A 17,061-nucleotide genomic window follows, 5' to 3' on the forward strand; every position below is an offset into this window, starting at 1 on the left:
TGCGCCTAGACTGCGAAGCTTGCCCTGGATTGAGACAGCACGATACGGCCGTCTCCTGTCTCGCCCTGAATGATCGCCTCACCGTCGCCCGTGCGCCAGATCTTGGTGACGATCGTATCGCCATACTCCACCCGATCGGCGAAGCGGCCCTGGAACGCGCGGAACGCGGCAGGATCGTCGGCGCAGAGTTCTCGCAGGACGGCTCGGCCGACAATGCCGTAGGTGCAGAGCCCATGCATGAAGGGCGCGTCGAAGCCACCCATTTTTGCGAACGCCGGATCGATGTGGATCGGATTGCGGTCGCCGGAGAGCCGGTAGATCGCGCCCTGTTCCGGGCGCGTGTCGAAGCGGGCCACGATGTCCGGCGCCCGGTCGGGAAGGGTGTCGCCATCGCCCGCCGAGGGGCCGCGCTCGCCACCGAAGCCGCCGGCGCCGCGGACAAATAGCGTTGCGTGCGTCCGGAAGAGGTCACCGTCGGCGTCGCGACCCAGACTCTCCACGCCCAGCACAGCGGCTTTCCCCTTGTCCCAGACCTCGGTGATCCGGCCGGTCACCTCGACGGTTCCGTCCGGCGGAAGCGGCCGGAACAGCTCGATGGCCTGCTCGCCGTGCAAGAGCATTTCGAGGCGCATCTCGACAGCGCGCATCATGCCGCCCAGCGCTGTTCCGCCCGGAATGACCGCGTAGGTCGGAAGAACCTTCGGGCCCCGGCCTTCGTAGATGAAGTCCAGGTCCGCAGCCGGCCTCGCTCCGACGCCCAGGGCATAGAGCATCGTGTCCTTCGAAGACCAGGTCTCGGTGGAGACGGGAAACTCGAGCCCGACGAGATCGGGCGAGATCGGGTGGCGTGTCATGGGGCCTCGCGCGTTGGGGATGGCTGGCTCAAAGGCTGCGGCGCCCTGCCATCCGGCGGCCACGCTTCGACGCCCTCCTCCAAAGGAATCCGCAGACTCTTGAGGAGCTGAGAAAACATGGTCCAGTTGCCGATGGCGACCACAAGCTCGATCCGCTCGGCGTCCGTCGCCAGGTGGCGGCAGCAGGTTTCCCAGGTCGCGTCGTCGATCATGCCTCTATCGAGGGTGTCGTCGGTGGCCTGCAGCACCGCCCGGTCGGCCTCGGTGAGGTTCGGCGCGCCCTGCCAGTCCCGCGTTGCGGCCAGGTCGGCTTCAGGAATCTCGAGGCCACGGGCCACGCGCCAGTGCTGGGTCCATTCATAGACCGAGCCGGTCCGCCAGCCGATCCGCATGATGATCAGCTCGCGCAGTCTCGCATCGAGCCTGTTGCCGCGGAAAAGCAGCGTGGTGAGGGTCGAGGCCAGTTCCTCAGCGACGTCAGGATGCCGCAGCAAGACCCGGAAGACGCTGAGCGGCGCCATCTGCTCGGATACGCCCGCGGCGCTTGCCGCGGCTTTCGCCTGGGCCAGACTGAGAAGATCGACCCTCGCTCCACTGGCGGCCATCGCGTTCAATCCCTGTCAGGAGACGGTGTGCGGCAATCCGCAGATCGTCAGCCTGCACCCTCCGATCGCTCATTGCCATAACAGATATGAGTTGACTACGACAGATACGTGTTACGATTGTGGGTGCGAAGTGGAGTTCCGCCCGTGATCCCGGCTACGACATTTGCGATGGTTCAAACGGCGCCGCGCCGCTTGGAGATGCGCGATCTTCCGGTCCCCGAGATCGAAGCCGACAGCGCGATCCTTCGCATCGAGGCCTGCGGGATCTGCGGCAGCGACTACGAGCAGTTCGAAGGTGTGCTGAAAACGCCGATGCCGGTCATCCCCGGACATGAGCCGGTGGGGATCATTGAAGCCATCGGCGACAAGGCTGCCCGCCGATGGGGGGTCGATGTCGGCGACCGGGTGGCCGTCGAGACCATGCTGTCCTGCCACAGCTGCGACACCTGCCTCGGGGGCCGCTATCACCTTTGCGCTGACCGCCAGATCTACTCTTACATCCCGCTCACCAACCAGCCCGGCCTCTGGGGCGCGTACGCCCAGTACATGTACCTGGCGCCCAACACGATCGTACACCGGATGGACAAGTCCTTGCCGGCCGAGCTCGCCGTGATGTTCAACCCGCTGGGCGCAGGTTTCCGCTGGGCTGTGGAGATTCCTCAGACTCAGGTGGGCGACACGGTGGTCATCCTCGGCCCCGGGCAAAGGGGCCTCGCCAGCGTCATCGCCGCCCGTCAGGCCGGGGCGGGGAAGATCATCGTCACAGGCATGGCTGCGGATGCGCGGAAACTCGACCTGGCCCGGACTTTCGGGGCGCATCACACCATCGACGTTCAGAACGAGAACGCCATCGAACGCATCAAGGAACTGACCGGCGGCCGGGGCGCCGACGTGGTCGTTGAGGTGACGTCCTACGCCACCGACCCGGTACGCGAGGCCCTGAGCTATGTGCGCGCCGGCGGGACGATCGTCCTGGCCGGGGTGAAAGGGTTCAAACCCATACCGGACTTCGTCTCCGACCTGATCGTCTTCAAGGAAATCACCATCAAGGGGGCGATCGGTGTCACCTCATCGGGGTATCGCAAGGCCATCGACCTGATCGAAGCGCGGTCGCTGCCCCTTGAGCTGATGCACACTCACGACTTCGCGTTGGAGGACGCGGAGCTGGCCATCCGGACGCTCGCGCGCCAGGTGGACGGCGATGAGTCCATCCATTCCTGCCTGATCCCGCCCATCTAGCCCACCCGTGACATATCGCACCGCGGGACGCCGAAGAGGCGCCCGGAAACCCGGAGGAACCGTGAGCTTCAGCGACAAGGCGGCGATCGTCGGCATCGGTGAGACGGAGTATGTCAAGGGGTCCGAACGCACCGCCGTGGACCTCATGCTGGAGGCGGCGCGCAAGGCCATCGCCGACGCCGGGCTGCGGCCATCGGACATCGACGGCATGGTGCCGCCGCCGATCTACACCACCTCCGAGGAGCTGGCCGCGAACCTGGGCGTCGATGTGCTCCGTTACGCCTCGACGGTCCACATGGGCGGGGCGAGCCCGACAACGGCGCTTCAGAACGCAGCCATGGCCGTGGCCGCCGGCATTGCTGACAATGTGCTCGTGGTGCTGGGCTGGAACGGCTACTCCGCGCTCCGCCCCAAGCCAGGCCGGCCGCCGCAGCGGGCCATGAACATGAACACCCTGACCCGCACCATCCAGGGCTTCTACATGCCCTATGGCGTGATGATGCCGGCGCAGATGTATTCCTGGATCGCGACGCGCCACCAGCAACTCTACGGCGTGCCCGACCAAGCGATGGGGGAAGTCGCCCTGGCCTGCCGGGCCCACGCCCAGCTGAACCCGAACGCCATGACCTACGGCCGGCCGCTGGACATGGAAGAGTACCTGAACGCGCGGTGGATCTCCGAACCCTTCCGTCTTTACGACTGCTGTCTCGAGACAGACGGCGCCTGCGCGGTCGTCGTCACCAGCGCCGAACGGGCTCGAGACATGCCGCACCGACCGGTGCTGATCGCCGGCGCGGCCGAAGGCCATCCCTATCCCGCCGACGACATTCCTTCCCGTCCCGACATGCTGAAGATCGGTCTCGCCTACGCCGCGCCGCGGGCGTTCGAGATGGCCGGCGTCTCGGCCCGGGACATGGACTTCCTGCAGGTCTACGACTGCTTCACCTATGTGGTCCTCCTGCAGCTTGAAGCGCTGGGGTTCAGCGAGCCCGGCGCCATCCATGACTTCGTGAAGGATGGTCAAATCCAGCTGGGTGGCCGCTATCCCCTGAACACCCACGGGGGGCTCCTCAGCGAAGCGCATGTCTGGGGCCTCAATCACGTCCTCGAAGCGGTCAGGCAGCTGCGTGGCGACGCCGGCCCGCGTCAGGTTCCCGGCGCCAAATTGGGCCTGGTCACCGGCTGGGGCGATCTTGGCGACGGCAGCCTGGCGATCCTGAGGACCTGATGGCGATGCAACCCCCCACCGTTCCCGCGCCGCTTCCGCGCACCCAGGACCCGATGGACGAGGCGTTCTGGCAGCAATGCCAGGATGGTCGCCTGCGCTTTCAGAGGTGCGACCATTGTCGAGCCTGGCGGTTCCTGCCGCGGTACATGTGCGCCCAATGTGGGTCACCCGACTTCGCCTGGACCCCGGTCCGGGGAACCGGCAGCCTGTACTCCTGGACCATCACCCACCAGGCGCTACATCCCGCCTTCGCCGCGGACATCCCCTACATCGCCGCCCTGGTGGAGCTCGACGAGGGCGTGCGGATGGCGACTCGATTGCTGAACTGCGACCGCAGCGCGCTCCAGCTCGGCCTTCGCGTCGAATTGGTCTTCCAAGTGATCGGGGATGGCTTCCAGCTGCCTTGTTTCCAGCCCCTGGGGACGCTCGCGGCCAGCAAGGCGGCCTGATGGCCACCCGTAGGCCCAGCATGAGGACCCGCCGATGGACCTGACCTACAGTCCCGAGCACCAGGCCTTCCGACAGGAGGTTCTCGACTTTCTGGACGCGCATCGCGACGCGGCGCCCAAGGGGCGCGGGGGCGCGCAGCGTCCGTCCCCAGAAGCGGTGGCCTGGCAGAAGTTGCTGATCGAGCACGGCTACGCCGCGCGGACCATCCCCAAGGAGTATGGCGGCTTTGGCGCCGCGCCGGATATCCTGAAGTCGCGGATCATCGGCGAGGCGTTCACCTATGCGGGGGTTCCGCCCGGACTGCAGAACCAGGGCATCTCGATGCTGGTTCCGACCCTGCTGGAGTTGGGGACCGAGGACCAGAAGCGGCAATGGATCGGACCGACGATCCGAGGCGAAGTCATCTGGTGCCAAGGCTATTCCGAACCGGGCTCGGGCTCGGATCTCGCCAGCCTCCAGACGCGCGCGATCGAGGACGGGGATGACTTCGTCATCAACGGCCAGAAGATCTGGACCAGCACCGCGCGCGAGGCGGACATGATCTTCTGTCTGGTCCGCACCGAGCCGGACAAGGCCAAGCACGACGGGATCAGCTACCTCATCTTTTCGATGGAGACGCCGGGCATCGAGGTTCGGCCGCTCGTGACCATGACGGGGCGGGCGGAGTTCAACGAGACGTTCTTCACCGACGTCAGGGTTCCGAAGTCGCAGATCGTCGGAAAGCGCGGACAGGGCTGGATCGTGGCCAACACGACGCTGAAGCACGAGCGCGGAATGCTGGGCGATCCCGGTCAGCTGGAGTCCCGGTTCCAGGCGCTTGTCGAGCTGATGCGGACCGAGACCGCGGGCGGCGCGGCGATCATGGACAATCCCGTTCTGCGCGACCGCCTGGTGCGGCTACAGGCCGAGATCGCCGCCATGAAATTCAACGGGCTGCGCGTGCTCAGCGCGTCGGCCAACGGCGGGGAGGCCGGGCTGGCGCGGCTGGTCGTCAAGTTGCAGGCCTGCGAACTGGCCCACCAGATCTCCGCCCTGGGCATCGACGCCCTGGGCGAACTGGGTGTGCTCTACGATGAGGCGCCGCACCTGCGAGATCACGGCGCCTGGCAGCAAAACTACATGTTCCAGCTCGGCTTGATCATCGGCGGCGGCACTGCCCAAATCCAGAAGAACATCATCGCCGAGCGCGGGCTCGGCATGCCGCGCGAGCCGAAGCTCGCGGCGGAGGGAGCCCGCTGATGGAGTTCGGGCTCTCGAGCGAGCAGCGCATGCTGCAGGACAGCGTCGCGCGGTATCTGGCCGACGCCTGCCCGATGCAGCACGTTCGCGATACCGCGGCCGGGCCGCAGGTCGTGAGCGCCACGCTCAAGGCGGGCCTGGCCGGCCTTGGCGTCCCCGGCATCCTGATCCCCGCCGAGTACGGCGGCATGGGCCTTGGCCTCCTGGAAGCCGCCCTGGTCGCCGAGGCGCTGGGGCATCGGGTCGCCCCAGCGCATTTCACGGGCGCGCACGTCATGGCGCCCCTGGCCATCATGAGCGGGGGATCGGCGGGTCAGCAACAGACTTGGCTGCCGAGGCTCGCCAAAGGCGAGGCGACGGCGGCCGTCGCAGTGACGGAATCGATCCTGAGCCGCGACGGCGCCGGCGTCCGGGCCAAGAACGGGCGCCTTGAGGGCGCCGCTCTCTTTGTTCTCGATGCGGCCGACGCCGAGGTCATCGTCGTAGCCGACGAAACCGGGCGCCAGCACCTGGTCGCGGCGGATGCGGTCGGCGTTGAGTTGATCGCCCTCCCGACGATCGACAGGACGCGGTCTGTGGGCGAGCTGCGCCTGTCCGGCGCGGCGGCCGAGCCGCTGCCGGGGAGCGGACCCGAGACGACCCGCCGGATCGTCGACGCGGGACGCGTCATGCTGGCCGCCGACACCCTGGGCGCGGGCGCCGCGATGATCGAACAGGCCGTGGCGTACGCCGGACAGCGCCGGCAGTTCGGGCGGCCGATCGGATCCTTCCAGGCGGTGAAGCACATGTGCGCCGAGATGGCGGCGGCTCTGGAGCCGTCCCGGTCGCTCGTCTGGTACGCGGCCCACGCGTTCGACCATATGCCGGATGAGGCGCCTCTGATGGCCTGCCATGCCAAATCGCATCTCTCAGAGGTCGGCCGGCTCGTCGCCCGGACGTCGACGGAGGTGCACGGGGGCATGGGATTCACCGACCTCGCCGGGCTGCACTACTGGTTCAAGCGGATCGGCCTCGATCGCCAGCTGCTTGGCGGCCCCGAAACCGTGCGCAACGAAGCCGCGCGGCTGCAGGGCTGGATCGCGGCGTAGGAGGACCTGAGCATGGCTTGGAATTTCGGCGAAATCCTCGATGCGCTTCCGCGGGTCGTCCCGCCGGAGGCGCCCGCCTTCATTCACGGCGATCGCGTCGTGACGTGGGGGGAAACCACCCGCCGTTCAAACAACTTGGCCAGGGCAATGTTGGCGCGCGGCGCGAGGCCGGGTGACAAGGTGGCCTTCTACATGCGCAACCGGCCGGAATATGGCGAGGCCCTGGCCGCCTGTTTCAAGGGCCGGCTGACGCATGTGAACGTCAACTACCGCTACAAGCCCGACGAGGTGTTCTACATCTTCGACGACTCGGACGCTCAGACCGTGATCTACGGATCGGAGTTTCGCGAAACGATCCTGCAACTCAAGGACCGGCTGTCCAAGGTCGTGACGTTCATCGAAGTCGGCGACGAGGGCGCGCCGCCGCCCTTCGCGGAATCCTACGAGAACCTGGCCACAGTCGGTGACGGCGCGCCGCTTGGCATCGAGCGATCCCCTGACGACCTGCTGTTCATCTATACCGGCGGCACGACGGGCATGCCCAAGGGCGTGATGTGGCGCCATGACGACTTGCGAGAAGCGCAACTCGACGCGCTGCGCCGGCTGGGCCCGGCGCCCGAATCCCTTGAGGCGCACCTGGATTCGATCCGCGCCGTCGGTCCGGGAAGTCGGACCCTGCCAGCTTGTCCTATGATGCACGGAACCGGTCTCATCACGGCGATTGGATGCATGATGGGCGGCGGGTGCGTCGTGACCCTGCAGAGCCCCTCGTTCGACGCTGGCGAACTCTGGTCGGTTGTGGCGCGCCGGAAGGTGCAATCGATCGCCATCGTCGGAGACGCCTTCGCCAAGCCGATGTTGCAGGCCCTCGACGCGAACCCGGGCCGCTTCGACACCTCGAGCCTCGTCTCGATGGTGTCGTCCGGCGTGATGTGGAGCCGCGAGGTGAAGGCCGGTCTGCTGCGCCATATTCCGCAAGTCGCGCTGATGGATTCCTTCGGCGCTTCAGAGGCGCTTGGCTTCGGCTCCTCAGCCATGACCAAGGACGGTGAGGTCAGGACGGCGTCGTTCCAGATCGGTCCCCGGTGCAAGGTTTTCGACGAGGACGAGAACCTTGTGGAGCCCGGCAGTGGCAAGGCCGGGATCATTGCCATCGGCGGCCCGATTCCTCTCGGCTACTACAGGGATCCGGAAAAGACCGCCAAGACCTTCCGAACCATAGGCGGCCAGCGATATTCGATCCCAGGGGACTGGTGCACGGTAGAGGCCGATGGCGCCATGACGCTCCTGGGGCGCGGTAGCGCCTGCATCAACACCGCCGGCGAGAAGGTCTATCCCGAAGAAGTGGAAGAGGCGCTGAAGACCCACGCGGCGATTGAGGACGCGCTGGTGGTCGGCGTGCCCGACGACAAATGGGGCCAGGCCGTGACCGGCGTGGTGGCGGTGGCGAGCGGCGCCGCGTTCGACGAGGACGATGTGCGCCGCCACGTGCGCGCCAGCCTGGCCGGCTACAAGACCCCCAAGCGCATCTTGGTGACCCGGGTGCCTCTCAGGGCCTCGAACGGCAAGGCCGACTACAAGACGGTCACGGATTTCGCGCGGCGCGACCTGGGACTGGCGTGAGGTCATGACAACCCAATCTGGCATCCCGTCCGAAACCCAAGCCGCCGAGGCGTTCGACATCCTGGTGGTCGGCGCGGGGTTCACCGGTCTCTACCAGCTCCATCGCCTGCGCCAGCTGGGGTTCTCGGTGCGGCTGCTCGAGGCCGGAGCCGACCTGGGCGGCATTTGGTACTGGAACTGCTATCCTGGCGCCCGCGTCGACACCCACGTCCCGATGTACGAGTTCTCCAGCGAGGACCTCTGGCGCGACTGGACCTGGACCGAGCGGTTCCCGGCCTGGGACGAGCTTCGTCGCTATTTTCGTTACGTCGATCAGAAGCTCGATCTGAGCCGCGACATCCGATTCAACACCCGCGTTGAAGCCGCTGAATTCAACGAAGGCCGGCAGCAGTGGACCGTGAGGACGCAGGACGGTGGCGCTGTGCGGGCGCAGTTCCTGGTGCTTTGCACGGGGTTCGCCGCCAAGCCCTATGTTCCCGAGCTCAAGGGTCTGGAGCAGTTCAAGGGCGCCAAGCACCACACCGCCTGGTGGCCGCAGAACGGCCTGGACTTGACCGCCAAACGCGTGGGCGTGATCGGCACTGGCGCCAGCGGCGTGCAGGTGGTGCAGGAAGCCGCGGCCGTGGCCGCCGAGCTGACGGTTTTCCAGCGCACGCCGATTCTGGCGCTGGCGATGCAGCAATGCGCGCTGGACGAGGCGACCCAGGTCGAGATGAAACGGGATTACCCCGCCCGGTTCGCGCGGCGGCGAGAGAGCTTCGGGGGCTTCGACTTCCACGCGAGCGGGAAGTCTGCGCTCGAGGTCTCGCCGGAAGAGCGGCAGGCCATCTATGAGGCGAGCTGGGCCGCGGGTGGTTTCAGCTTCTGGGCCTCGACCTTCTACGACGTAATGATGAACCTGGAGGCCAATCGTACAGCCTACGACTTCTGGCGCGCAAAGGTGCAGGCGCGCATCCGGGATCCGAAGCTGGCGGAGCAGCTAGCGCCCCGGGAGCCGCCGCACCCCTTCGGGGTCAAGCGCCCGTCCCTGGAGCAGACCTACTACGACGTCTTCAACCAGGACAATGTGCGCCTCGTGGATCTGAAGGCCACCCCGATCCTGGAGATCACCCCAGGCGGCGTGAGGACGGCAGACGGCGAGTACGACCTCGACATCCTGGTCCTGGCCACCGGCTTCGATGCGGTCACCGGCGGGCTCACGCAGATCGACATCCGCGGCGTCGACGGGGTGACGCTGAAGGACAAGTGGGCGCAGGGCGCGCGGACCCACCTGGGTATGGCGAGCGCCGGCTTCCCCAACCTGTTGTTCCTCTACGGGCCCCAGAGCCCCTCGGGCTTCTGCAACGGTCCCACCTGCGCCGAGCTGCAGGGCGACTGGGTGCTCGAATTCCTGAAACACATGCGCGACGCGGGCGTGAGCCGGTTCGAGGCGACCCCCGCCGCCGAACAGACGTGGAAGGACCATGTTGAGGCCGTTGGCGCCATGACGCTCTTTCCCCTGGCTGACTCTTGGTACATGGGAGCCAACATACCCGGCAAGCCACGGGAACTGCTGAATTATCCCGGCGGCGTGCCGATGTACCTGCAGATGTGCCAGGCGAGCGCCGCCAACGGTTACGAGGGATTTTTGCTTAGAACGACGACAACTCATGCGTCGGCTTGATCGACGAGTGAACGAGCCATGGAGACTTCGATGAGCGACGGTTCGATCGATCTGAGGGCCGAGGCCCGCGCAAAAGCCTACGCAATGCCGTTGGAGGACATCAATCTCGCCGACACCGAGTTATGGCGCACCGATACGGCGTGGCCGTATTTGGAGCGGCTGCGCAAGGAGGACCCGGTCCATCTGCATCCGGCTCACCACCACCCGGACGGCGCGTTTTGGTCGATCACCCGCTACGCCGACATCATGGCCGTCGACACCAACCACGAGGTGTTTTCGTCCGAGCCGTCGATCACCATCTTCGATCCCAAGGAAGACTTCACGCTTCCGATGTTCATCGCGATGGACCCGCCGAAGCATGACGTCCAGCGCAAGACCGTCAGCCCGATCGTGTCGCCGGCCAACCTTCACCTGATGGAGCCGTTGATCCGCAGCCGTATCGCGAAAACCCTGGACGAACTGCCGATCGGCGAGACCTTCGACTGGGTCGATCGGGTCTCCATCGAACTCACCACCCAGATGCTGGCCACGCTGTTCGACTTCCCGTGGGATGAACGGCGCAAGCTGACCCGCTGGTCAGATATCGCCACCGCGGGACCTGACTCGGGCCTATTCGTCACGGATGACTTTGAGACCGAGCGCGGAATGGAGCTCTTCGGCTGTGTGGATTATTTCACGCGGCTCTGGAACGAGCGGGTCAACGCCCCGCCCAAGGGCGATCTGATCTCGATGCTGGCCCACGGTGAGGCCACGCGAAACATGGACCGCATGGAGTACCTCGGAAACCTGCTCCTGTTGATCATCGGCGGCAATGACACCACCCGCAATACGATGACCGGCTCGATCCTGGCCATGAACCAGAACCCCGAACAGCTACGGAAACTGCAGGCGAACCCAGACCTGATCCCCTCCATGGTTTCGGAGACCATCCGCTGGCAGACACCGCTGTCGAACATGAGGCGCACCGCCACCCGGGACTTCGAGATTGGCGGCAAGCTCATCAAGAAGGGTGACAAGGTGCTCATCTGGTATGCCTCGGGCAATCGGGACGAGACGGCGATCGACAATCCAGACGCCTACATCATCGACCGGGAGCGGCCTCGCAACCATCTGTCGTTCGGGTTCGGCATCCACCGCTGCGTCGGCAATCGCCTGGCCGAGCTGCAGTTGCGCATTCTTTGGGAGGAAATCCTGCCGCGGTTTGCAGAGATCCGGGTCGTCGAAGAGCCCCGCCGTGTGCCGTCGGTGCTAATCCGGGGCTATTCTTCGATGCCCGTGGTCATTCCGCACCGCCATTGAGCATGCCCTGGCGGCCGAAAGGCGGGCGTCAGAGAGTTGAGACGCAGGCGAGGAAGAACCACTCGAGCGGCGCGCTTCCCAACGGGTGCTCAGCTTCTCCTGAAGGCTCCCTCGTTTGGTCGTTTCGCTCGATCTTTGCGGCGTCGCTCATCGAAATCTACAACACATATATGTTAGTTCGCGCCATAAACCTGCTAACATGGCTGGCGCAGCAACGAGAGGCGATCGTTGGGCCTGCCCGTTCGGCCGGCTGGTGTGGCGGGGCCGCCGCCGCGACTGCGTCGTTAGGGTGGGACATGTCGGTGACCGAGCCACGCAGGGTCGCGTTCAAGACAGCCGATGGCCTTGACCTGGTCGCCGACCGCTTCGGTCGGCCCGCGCGCGGTTCCGGACTTCCTCAAACACCTCGCCCTGGAGACGCAGACACATGACCGCTGACCGGCTGCCCAACATCTTCGAACTCACGCCGATGGACGCGAAGTTTCGGGACGATCCGCATCAGGTACTCGACAACCTGAGGTCGCAGTGCCCGGTCTACCGCGAGGAAACCGCGGGGACTTACTTTCTGACGCGCTACGCCGATGTCCGTGCGACCGTCTCAGACCTTGAGATGTGGCGAGATCCGCTTCGCGCCGAAGAGGCGGCTGTCTTCCAGCGCCGGATGCTGGAGAATGCCGTGCCGGGCGAGACACGCGGCGAGACCACCAGCATCCTCAGTCTCGACAACCCCGACCATGCCCGCATCCGCCAGCCCTTGGCTCGCGCGCTCTATGCCCGGGTGGCGAAGGGGCGGCCGAACGTGGAGCGCATCGTCAATGTCGCCCTGGACCGCCTCGCTCACGAGCCGACTTTCGACCTGATGCCGGACTTCTGCGTGCCGATCCCAATCGATGTCATCGCTGCGATTCTCGGTGTGGATCATGAACGACTGAGCGAGTTTCGGGACTGGTCCGAGGGGGTCATTCAGGGTCTCAACCCATTCCGGACGGCCGCTCAGACCGAGCATTTGGAACGGGCCCGACCGGCGCTCGCAGACTATTTTACCGAGATGCTCGCGCTTCGTCGGAAGCACCCGCAGGATGACCTCTTCAGCGACATGACCGGGCTTCAGGCCGAAGGTCTGCCGGTCAGCGACGCCGAACTTCGCATAAACCTTTCGGCGCTGCTGGTGGGCGGCAACCTCACGACAACGGATTTGATCGGCAACGCGGTACGCCTGCTGCTGACCCATCCGGATGAGTTGGCCAAGCTTCGGGCCGACCCGGGCATCATCAACGCGGTCGTCGAGGAGGTGCTTCGGTACGACCCCCCGGTGGACATAACCAGCCGGATCGCCTCAAGGGACATCGAAGTCGGCGGCTGCCCGATCAAAGCCAGCCAATCGATGCTCGTCTCGCTGCGCGGGGCCAACCGTGATCCGGAGATGTTCTCGGATCCGCACCGCTTCGACGTGAGCCGCAAGCACCATCCGCACCTCGCATTCGGCGGCGGCGCCCACATCTGCATCGGCGCGCCGCTGGCCCGCATGGAGGCGCAGGTCGCCATTCTGCGCCTGTTCAATCGGTTCCCGGACCTTCGCCTCAGCGATCCCGAAGAAGCCCCGGCGTGGCGCACGCTGCCATTCTTCCGCGGGCTGCAGCATCTCAGGGTGAATGCGCGTTAGGGGCCCAAGGTCATTGCCGAGCGGCGTTCAAAGGTTCGATCAGCCCCGAACGGACATTGCAATAATCTCACGATAGTGTGGCGAGCGCCGCGTCAAGCAGACCAAGTGCTTCTCCGGGCGAGCTGGCTGGAGACAAGTTGCCGTTGAACTGCCTCCACCGCCACGCTCGCAGGTCTTGAACCGCTTGCGCTTCTCGATCGGCAGCCGGGAGATGCCGTGGCGCTGGAAGCAGCGGTGCAGGGCGCTGCGGCTGAGCTTGGGGACGGTGTCCGTCAGGCAGCCCAGCACATCATCGAGCGGCAGGAGCGTCTTCTGGCGAGAGGCCACCACGATAGCCTCCCGGCTGGCGTTGGAACGGCGCTCTTCGGCGCCCTGGTGACCGTCAGCGCATCGCTGTCGTGGTCCCGGAGTGGGCCTTTCGTAAGATCGGCGCCAAAAGTGACGCTAAGGAAGTTATGTGATTTCAATATGTTACGCCGGTAAACGGGGGACAAATTATTGATTAATAACGACATTCAGCTTTTCTGAGCCAGGCCCGCCGACCGGCGCGGGCTCGGTTGGGCTCACTTACGCCGCTGCGGAGGCGAGGAGACGCTGTCCAGGGTCCTTCAGCGTGCCGTCGGCGTGCAGGTAGTGATAGAGTGTGCTTGAGGGGATATCGCCCAGTTCACGACAGATCTGAGGGATGGTTCTGCTCTTGTCGGCCATCAGGTGCTGGGCGAAGCGCAGCCGTTCCGGCGTCATGACCCGAGGGCGGCCGCCCTGTCGTCCCCTGGCGCGCGCCGCGGTGAGACCTTCGTTGACCCGCTGTCGGATCAGATTGCGCTCCATTTCCGCGAAGGCGGCTTGGATCTGCAGGAAGGCGCGCCCCGCGGGCGTGGTCGTATCCATCGGCGAATTGAGCGCCTTGAACGCGACGCCTTCCTTTTCGAGGTCCTCGATCATCCCAATGAGGTCCCGCGCCCGACGTCCAAGCCGATCAAGGTCGAGAACCGTGAGCACGTCGCCAGCGCGCAGGTAGCCGAGGCAGGCGACCAGGCCCGGGCGATCGGCTTGAACGCCGCTCAGCCGATCGTCGAAGATCTTCTCGCAGCCCGCTGCCGTCAGCGCATCGATCTGGCGATCGAGAACCTGCCGCTCTTCGCGTGTCGAGACACGGGCATATCCAATCAAAGCCATCGGGTCTCGCCGGTCAGCTCGACCGCAGGAGCGTGGCCACGGCGATGTCCTCGTCGATGTCGGGCCAATGGATGCCCTGGCCACCGCCGATCAGACGCCAATGTTTGCGCTGCTCGGGGGTGGCGTCCCGCAGACGCGGAAACCACTCCAACGGCGCGTCCAGTTCTCGCCCATCCGCCAGGACGATGTGCAACGCCAGATCGGTCGTTTGGACATCGACCGCGTCGCTATCAAGCTTCAGTGCCGAAATGCCCATGCCAGGCCTCCTTGAATGCCACGCGGTGTTCGATAACCAGGGCGCGGATACGGTTCATCTCGTGGGATCGAAAACCGCGCGAGCCGGCGAGCTGGACCGGATCGAGCCAAAACTTGGCGGCGCACTGGTCGCGTTCGACGTGGATGTGCGGCGGCTCCGCCCCTTCGAGGCTGTAGAAGAAGAAGCGGAACCCGGCAACATTCATCACCGTGGGCATGGGCCGCTTCTTCCTCTCGGCCTGGCGCCTTCAGCGAACCAATATCGCCACGAAAAATATCACCGACCATCAGCTTTTCGGCAATAGATTAATTTGGCTTTTTCGTGGGCCAATCGACCTTCCGAGGTGTCCATTGGGGTGTGAGCTTCAGCGCTAAATGGCGGATGATCTCCAGCGCTATATGGCGCCGATGACGAGCGTGCTCCGGGCAGCTTCGACCACGTCGTCGGTGATCACCGACAGGCCGTTGATCTTCAGGATGCGCTCGATCTGGATGAAGAGGCGCTGCAGCAGCCGGAAGTTTCCGCCAGTGATCCGGGCGATAGTGGCGATCGCCTGGGCGTCGGTGAAGTCGGCGTCGTCGAGCAAAAGGCCCAGTTGGCGCCAGTGGCGGGTAAGAACGAAGGTGAGTTCCTCTTGATGCAGCGGCCGATAGTGGTGGGCGAAGCCCACTCGGCTGTAGAGCTGGGGGTATCGAGCCAGGCGCTTCTCCATGCCCGGCATTCCGATCAGGATCACCGCCATGCCGGTGCGGTCGAAGATGTCGCGAACGAGTTCGAGCGCGGCGGTTTGCAGCCGCTCGGCTTCGTCGATTATGACCATTTCGACCAGTCGATGAACGTGGAGTCGGGGAACCTCTACGCCCTCACGGCGTAGCTGCTCTTCGATGCAGGCACTGATTGCGACAAGGCTGTGGCCCAGGGTGTCGCGCAAATCGCGCAGGGTTCCCATTACGGCGGCCGTGAGAAACACAGTCCGCGTCTTGGCCATCACCGCCAGGACCTCGGCGGTCATGGTATCTGACGTGCCTCCAAGCTCAAGAATCGGCTCAGCCTGGTCCCAATGAGCGTAGCGGCGGGCCGACAGCGTCTTGCCGACACCGGCAGGCCCATAACAGAGACCGATATAGCGGTGTTGACGAACGGCTTTGGCGAACTCGAGGAAGCGTCGATGCTCTTTGGTGGCGATGAAGGTGGGTTCCCGCCGGCGGACGCTCGATGTCATCATGTCCCGTCCTCCTCGTAGATCTTGAGCTTCGATCGGGTCGGTCGGGCGGGTGACCCCGGCTTTGCGGCGCCGGACGATGCGCCGGCGACCGGGAGGAAATCCGCCACGCGAGCGATCCGCTCGTTGATGCCGTTGCGGAGCGCCTGGCGATGCGCCCGGCGAGCCGCCTCAATGTCTTTCAGCGTCACCGTGTTGCCGGCGTGCTCCTCGCTGACGGCACGGCAGAGGAACCGGTCGCGATGGAACACCCGGATTTCAGAGAGGTCGCGCGGATCGTAGCGGATGGTGACGGACTCTCGGATGTAACCGGCGAGCGTGGGGCTGACGTAGCGGAGACCTTGAAAGCGGACCCCGTCACGCTGAACGGTGCGCGCCTTGGCGTGCATGATGAGGAGCAGATCGAGGTCTTCCAGGTTGTCGGGCAGGCGCGGAAGGAAGCCGTCCCCACGCCAAGCGTCGAGCGGCGTCTGACCGGTCTCGCTGTGAGGGCGAACATGGTAGATGCCGGACACGAAGGCGCCGATGGCGCGATCGAGTTCCGCCAAAGACAACCTCGGAGCAGCTGCCGCCTTGCCGCCGGATAGCCAGCCGGGAAGCTCAGGCAGCAGCTCCGTATTGATCGTTCCGAACAACCGCTCGATCTTGCCGCAGCCCTGCGGGCGGCCGACGGCGGAGTACGTCAGCTGAAAGCGTAGCGCGGCCGAGACCTGTTCGAGGTGCAGGCTCGTGAAGTCGCTGCCATGATCGACGTAGAGCATGTCCGGGATACCACAGACCGGCCAGGCCGCCTCGCTCTTGCGCCATATGGCCTGCCGAAGCGCGAGGCAGGTGTTCAAGGCGGACGGCGCCCCGAGAAAGACGGCGTAGCCGGCGACAGCCCGAGAATGGTCGTCGAGCACCGTGGTCAACCAGGGCCGAGCCGGCTTGCCCCGCTCGTCCAGAATAAGGAGATCGAGCATGGTGTGATCGGCTTGCCAGACCGCGTTGGGCGCTGCGGCGCGATGGCGATGGATCAGTTCGTAACGGTCCCGAAAACCGGCGATGCCATCGTGAGCCAACGCCACCATCCCCGGTTCGAGGCGCGCGATGATGGCGTGCACGGTGCTGTAAGATGGCGCGCGCCAGCCTTTGGCTCTTGCGGCCTCGGCGACCCGCCGATGGATCGTGGCGGCTGAGACCCGCGGCCGCTTGAGCGCCATTCCCTCGATCAGGCCGACGAGATCGGCCGGCGTCTGTCGAACGCCCGCGTCCGAGCGGGTGAGACGCTCCAAGCCTGACAGGCCGTGCATGCGATAACGAGCCAGCCAGCGCTGCGCAGTGCGGAGCGGGACTCCAGCGGCCCTCGCTGCGAAGGTGCGCATTTCGCTGATCGTGGGCGCGCGTTTCGCGCGATGGTGGGCGCCGATTTCACGCGATCGTGGGCAGTTTGGAGCCTGACCGACGGCGGCTA

16 protein-coding genes and 1 pseudogene are annotated in these 17,061 nt (G+C 65.4%); 9 read left to right on the plus strand and 8 right to left on the minus strand.

Annotated features, from left to right (window positions below; genetic code table 11):
* Window positions 1-5 precede the first annotated feature (5 nt).
* Together A2790_RS05655 and A2790_RS05660 are read right to left on the minus strand one after the other, a co-directional pair.
* The gene (locus A2790_RS05655; RefSeq protein ID WP_293346476.1) at window positions 6-854 is read right to left on the minus strand and encodes a MaoC/PaaZ C-terminal domain-containing protein; all 849 of its coding nucleotides are present in this window, start codon (window positions 852-854) and stop codon (window positions 6-8) included.
* Entirely contained in the window at window positions 851-1,459 is a 609-nt protein-coding gene (locus A2790_RS05660; protein ID WP_257836388.1) for a carboxymuconolactone decarboxylase family protein, read from the minus strand. Before A2790_RS05660 ends, A2790_RS05655 begins: the two co-directional genes overlap by 4 nt.
* 198 nt (window positions 1,460-1,657) lie before the next feature.
* Here A2790_RS05660 and A2790_RS05665 point away from each other — a divergent pair, with 198 nt between their 5' ends.
* The 9 genes from A2790_RS05665 (at window position 1,658) to A2790_RS05705 (ending at window position 12,951) form a co-directional block, all read left to right on the plus strand.
* Window positions 1,658-2,698, plus strand: a complete 1,041-nt coding sequence (locus tag A2790_RS05665) for a zinc-binding dehydrogenase (RefSeq protein ID WP_293346481.1) — start codon at window positions 1,658-1,660, stop codon at window positions 2,696-2,698.
* A 61-nt stretch (window positions 2,699-2,759) separates the two neighbouring features.
* Window positions 2,760-3,926 (plus strand): transporter, encoded by a 1,167-nt coding sequence (locus A2790_RS05670; RefSeq protein WP_293346484.1) that lies wholly within the window; start codon window positions 2,760-2,762, stop codon window positions 3,924-3,926.
* Window positions 3,926-4,375: an OB-fold domain-containing protein gene (locus A2790_RS05675; RefSeq protein WP_293346487.1), complete on the plus strand. Its 450-nt coding sequence runs from the start codon at window positions 3,926-3,928 to the stop codon at window positions 4,373-4,375. The genes A2790_RS05670 and A2790_RS05675 overlap by 1 nt, the downstream gene beginning before the upstream one ends.
* Before the next feature lie 34 nt (window positions 4,376-4,409).
* On the plus strand, window positions 4,410-5,615 hold the full coding sequence (locus A2790_RS05680; protein ID WP_293346490.1) for an acyl-CoA dehydrogenase family protein: 1,206 nt from the start codon (window positions 4,410-4,412) through the stop codon (window positions 5,613-5,615).
* Entirely contained in the window at window positions 5,615-6,703 is a 1,089-nt protein-coding gene (locus tag A2790_RS05685) for an acyl-CoA dehydrogenase family protein (protein ID WP_293388566.1), read from the plus strand. Before A2790_RS05680 ends, A2790_RS05685 begins: the two co-directional genes overlap by 1 nt.
* Window positions 6,704-6,715: 12 nt before the next feature.
* Window positions 6,716-8,326, plus strand: a complete 1,611-nt coding sequence (locus A2790_RS05690) for an acyl-CoA synthetase (protein ID WP_293388568.1) — start codon at window positions 6,716-6,718, stop codon at window positions 8,324-8,326.
* A 4-nt stretch (window positions 8,327-8,330) separates the two neighbouring features.
* Window positions 8,331-9,989, plus strand: coding sequence for an NAD(P)/FAD-dependent oxidoreductase (locus tag A2790_RS05695; protein WP_293346499.1), 1,659 nt, complete (start codon window positions 8,331-8,333; stop codon window positions 9,987-9,989).
* Window positions 9,990-10,019: 30 nt separating this feature from the next.
* A complete protein-coding gene (locus A2790_RS05700) occupies window positions 10,020-11,288 on the plus strand; it encodes a cytochrome P450 (RefSeq protein WP_293388570.1) in 1,269 nt (422 codons plus the stop codon).
* Window positions 11,289-11,715: 427 nt separating this feature from the next.
* Window positions 11,716-12,951 carry a cytochrome P450 gene (locus A2790_RS05705; RefSeq protein WP_293346505.1) on the plus strand — a complete coding sequence of 412 codons (1,236 nt, stop codon included), beginning with the start codon at window positions 11,716-11,718 and terminating at the stop codon, window positions 12,949-12,951.
* Window positions 12,952-13,149: 198 nt separating this feature from the next.
* On the opposite strand, the pseudogene A2790_RS05710 reads toward A2790_RS05705, so the two are convergent.
* From A2790_RS05710 to A2790_RS05735, 6 genes and pseudogenes are all read right to left on the minus strand, one after another.
* Window positions 13,150-13,290: pseudogene (locus A2790_RS05710) on the minus strand (IS481 family transposase); the annotation flags it as partial.
* A gap of 228 nt (window positions 13,291-13,518) precedes the next feature.
* Window positions 13,519-14,130: a recombinase family protein gene (locus tag A2790_RS05715; protein ID WP_293346508.1), complete on the minus strand. Its 612-nt coding sequence runs from the start codon at window positions 14,128-14,130 to the stop codon at window positions 13,519-13,521.
* A gap of 13 nt (window positions 14,131-14,143) precedes the next feature.
* On the minus strand, window positions 14,144-14,386 hold the full coding sequence (locus A2790_RS05720; protein WP_293346511.1) for a DUF2442 domain-containing protein: 243 nt from the start codon (window positions 14,384-14,386) through the stop codon (window positions 14,144-14,146).
* On the minus strand, window positions 14,361-14,603 hold the full coding sequence (locus A2790_RS05725; protein WP_293346514.1) for a DUF4160 domain-containing protein: 243 nt from the start codon (window positions 14,601-14,603) through the stop codon (window positions 14,361-14,363). Before A2790_RS05725 ends, A2790_RS05720 begins: the two co-directional genes overlap by 26 nt.
* A gap of 177 nt (window positions 14,604-14,780) precedes the next feature.
* A complete protein-coding gene (locus A2790_RS05730) occupies window positions 14,781-15,611 on the minus strand; it encodes an AAA family ATPase (RefSeq protein ID WP_293346516.1) in 831 nt (276 codons plus the stop codon).
* A partial coding sequence (locus tag A2790_RS05735; protein WP_293388575.1) for a Mu transposase C-terminal domain-containing protein occupies window positions 15,608-17,061 on the minus strand: 1,454 nt, incomplete at its 5' end. The genes A2790_RS05735 and A2790_RS05730, both read right to left, overlap by 4 nt.

Origin of the sequence: Phenylobacterium sp. RIFCSPHIGHO2_01_FULL_69_31, from assembly GCF_001824475.1 — a bacterium.
Taxonomy (GTDB): domain Bacteria; phylum Pseudomonadota; class Alphaproteobacteria; order Caulobacterales; family Caulobacteraceae; genus Phenylobacterium.

Coding starts and splice junctions, on each gene's coding strand:
- A2790_RS05655 (WP_293346476.1), bottom strand. CDS start 854: ATGACACGCCACCCGATCTCGCCCGATCTCGTCGGGCTCGAGTTTCCC.
- A2790_RS05660 (WP_257836388.1), bottom strand. CDS start 1,459: ATGGCCGCCAGTGGAGCGAGGGTCGATCTTCTCAGTCTGGCCCAGGCG.
- A2790_RS05665 (WP_293346481.1), top strand. CDS start 1,658: ATGCGCGATCTTCCGGTCCCCGAGATCGAAGCCGACAGCGCGATCCTT.
- A2790_RS05675 (WP_293346487.1), top strand. CDS start 3,926: ATGGCGATGCAACCCCCCACCGTTCCCGCGCCGCTTCCGCGCACCCAG.
- A2790_RS05680 (WP_293346490.1), top strand. CDS start 4,410: ATGGACCTGACCTACAGTCCCGAGCACCAGGCCTTCCGACAGGAGGTT.
- A2790_RS05685 (WP_293388566.1), top strand. CDS start 5,615: ATGGAGTTCGGGCTCTCGAGCGAGCAGCGCATGCTGCAGGACAGCGTC.
- A2790_RS05690 (WP_293388568.1), top strand. CDS start 6,716: ATGGCTTGGAATTTCGGCGAAATCCTCGATGCGCTTCCGCGGGTCGTC.
- A2790_RS05695 (WP_293346499.1), top strand. CDS start 8,331: ATGACAACCCAATCTGGCATCCCGTCCGAAACCCAAGCCGCCGAGGCG.
- A2790_RS05700 (WP_293388570.1), top strand. CDS start 10,020: ATGAGCGACGGTTCGATCGATCTGAGGGCCGAGGCCCGCGCAAAAGCC.
- A2790_RS05705 (WP_293346505.1), top strand. CDS start 11,716: ATGACCGCTGACCGGCTGCCCAACATCTTCGAACTCACGCCGATGGAC.
- A2790_RS05715 (WP_293346508.1), bottom strand. CDS start 14,130: ATGGCTTTGATTGGATATGCCCGTGTCTCGACACGCGAAGAGCGGCAG.
- A2790_RS05720 (WP_293346511.1), bottom strand. CDS start 14,386: ATGGGCATTTCGGCACTGAAGCTTGATAGCGACGCGGTCGATGTCCAA.
- A2790_RS05725 (WP_293346514.1), bottom strand. CDS start 14,603: ATGCCCACGGTGATGAATGTTGCCGGGTTCCGCTTCTTCTTCTACAGC.
- A2790_RS05730 (WP_293346516.1), bottom strand. CDS start 15,611: ATGATGACATCGAGCGTCCGCCGGCGGGAACCCACCTTCATCGCCACC.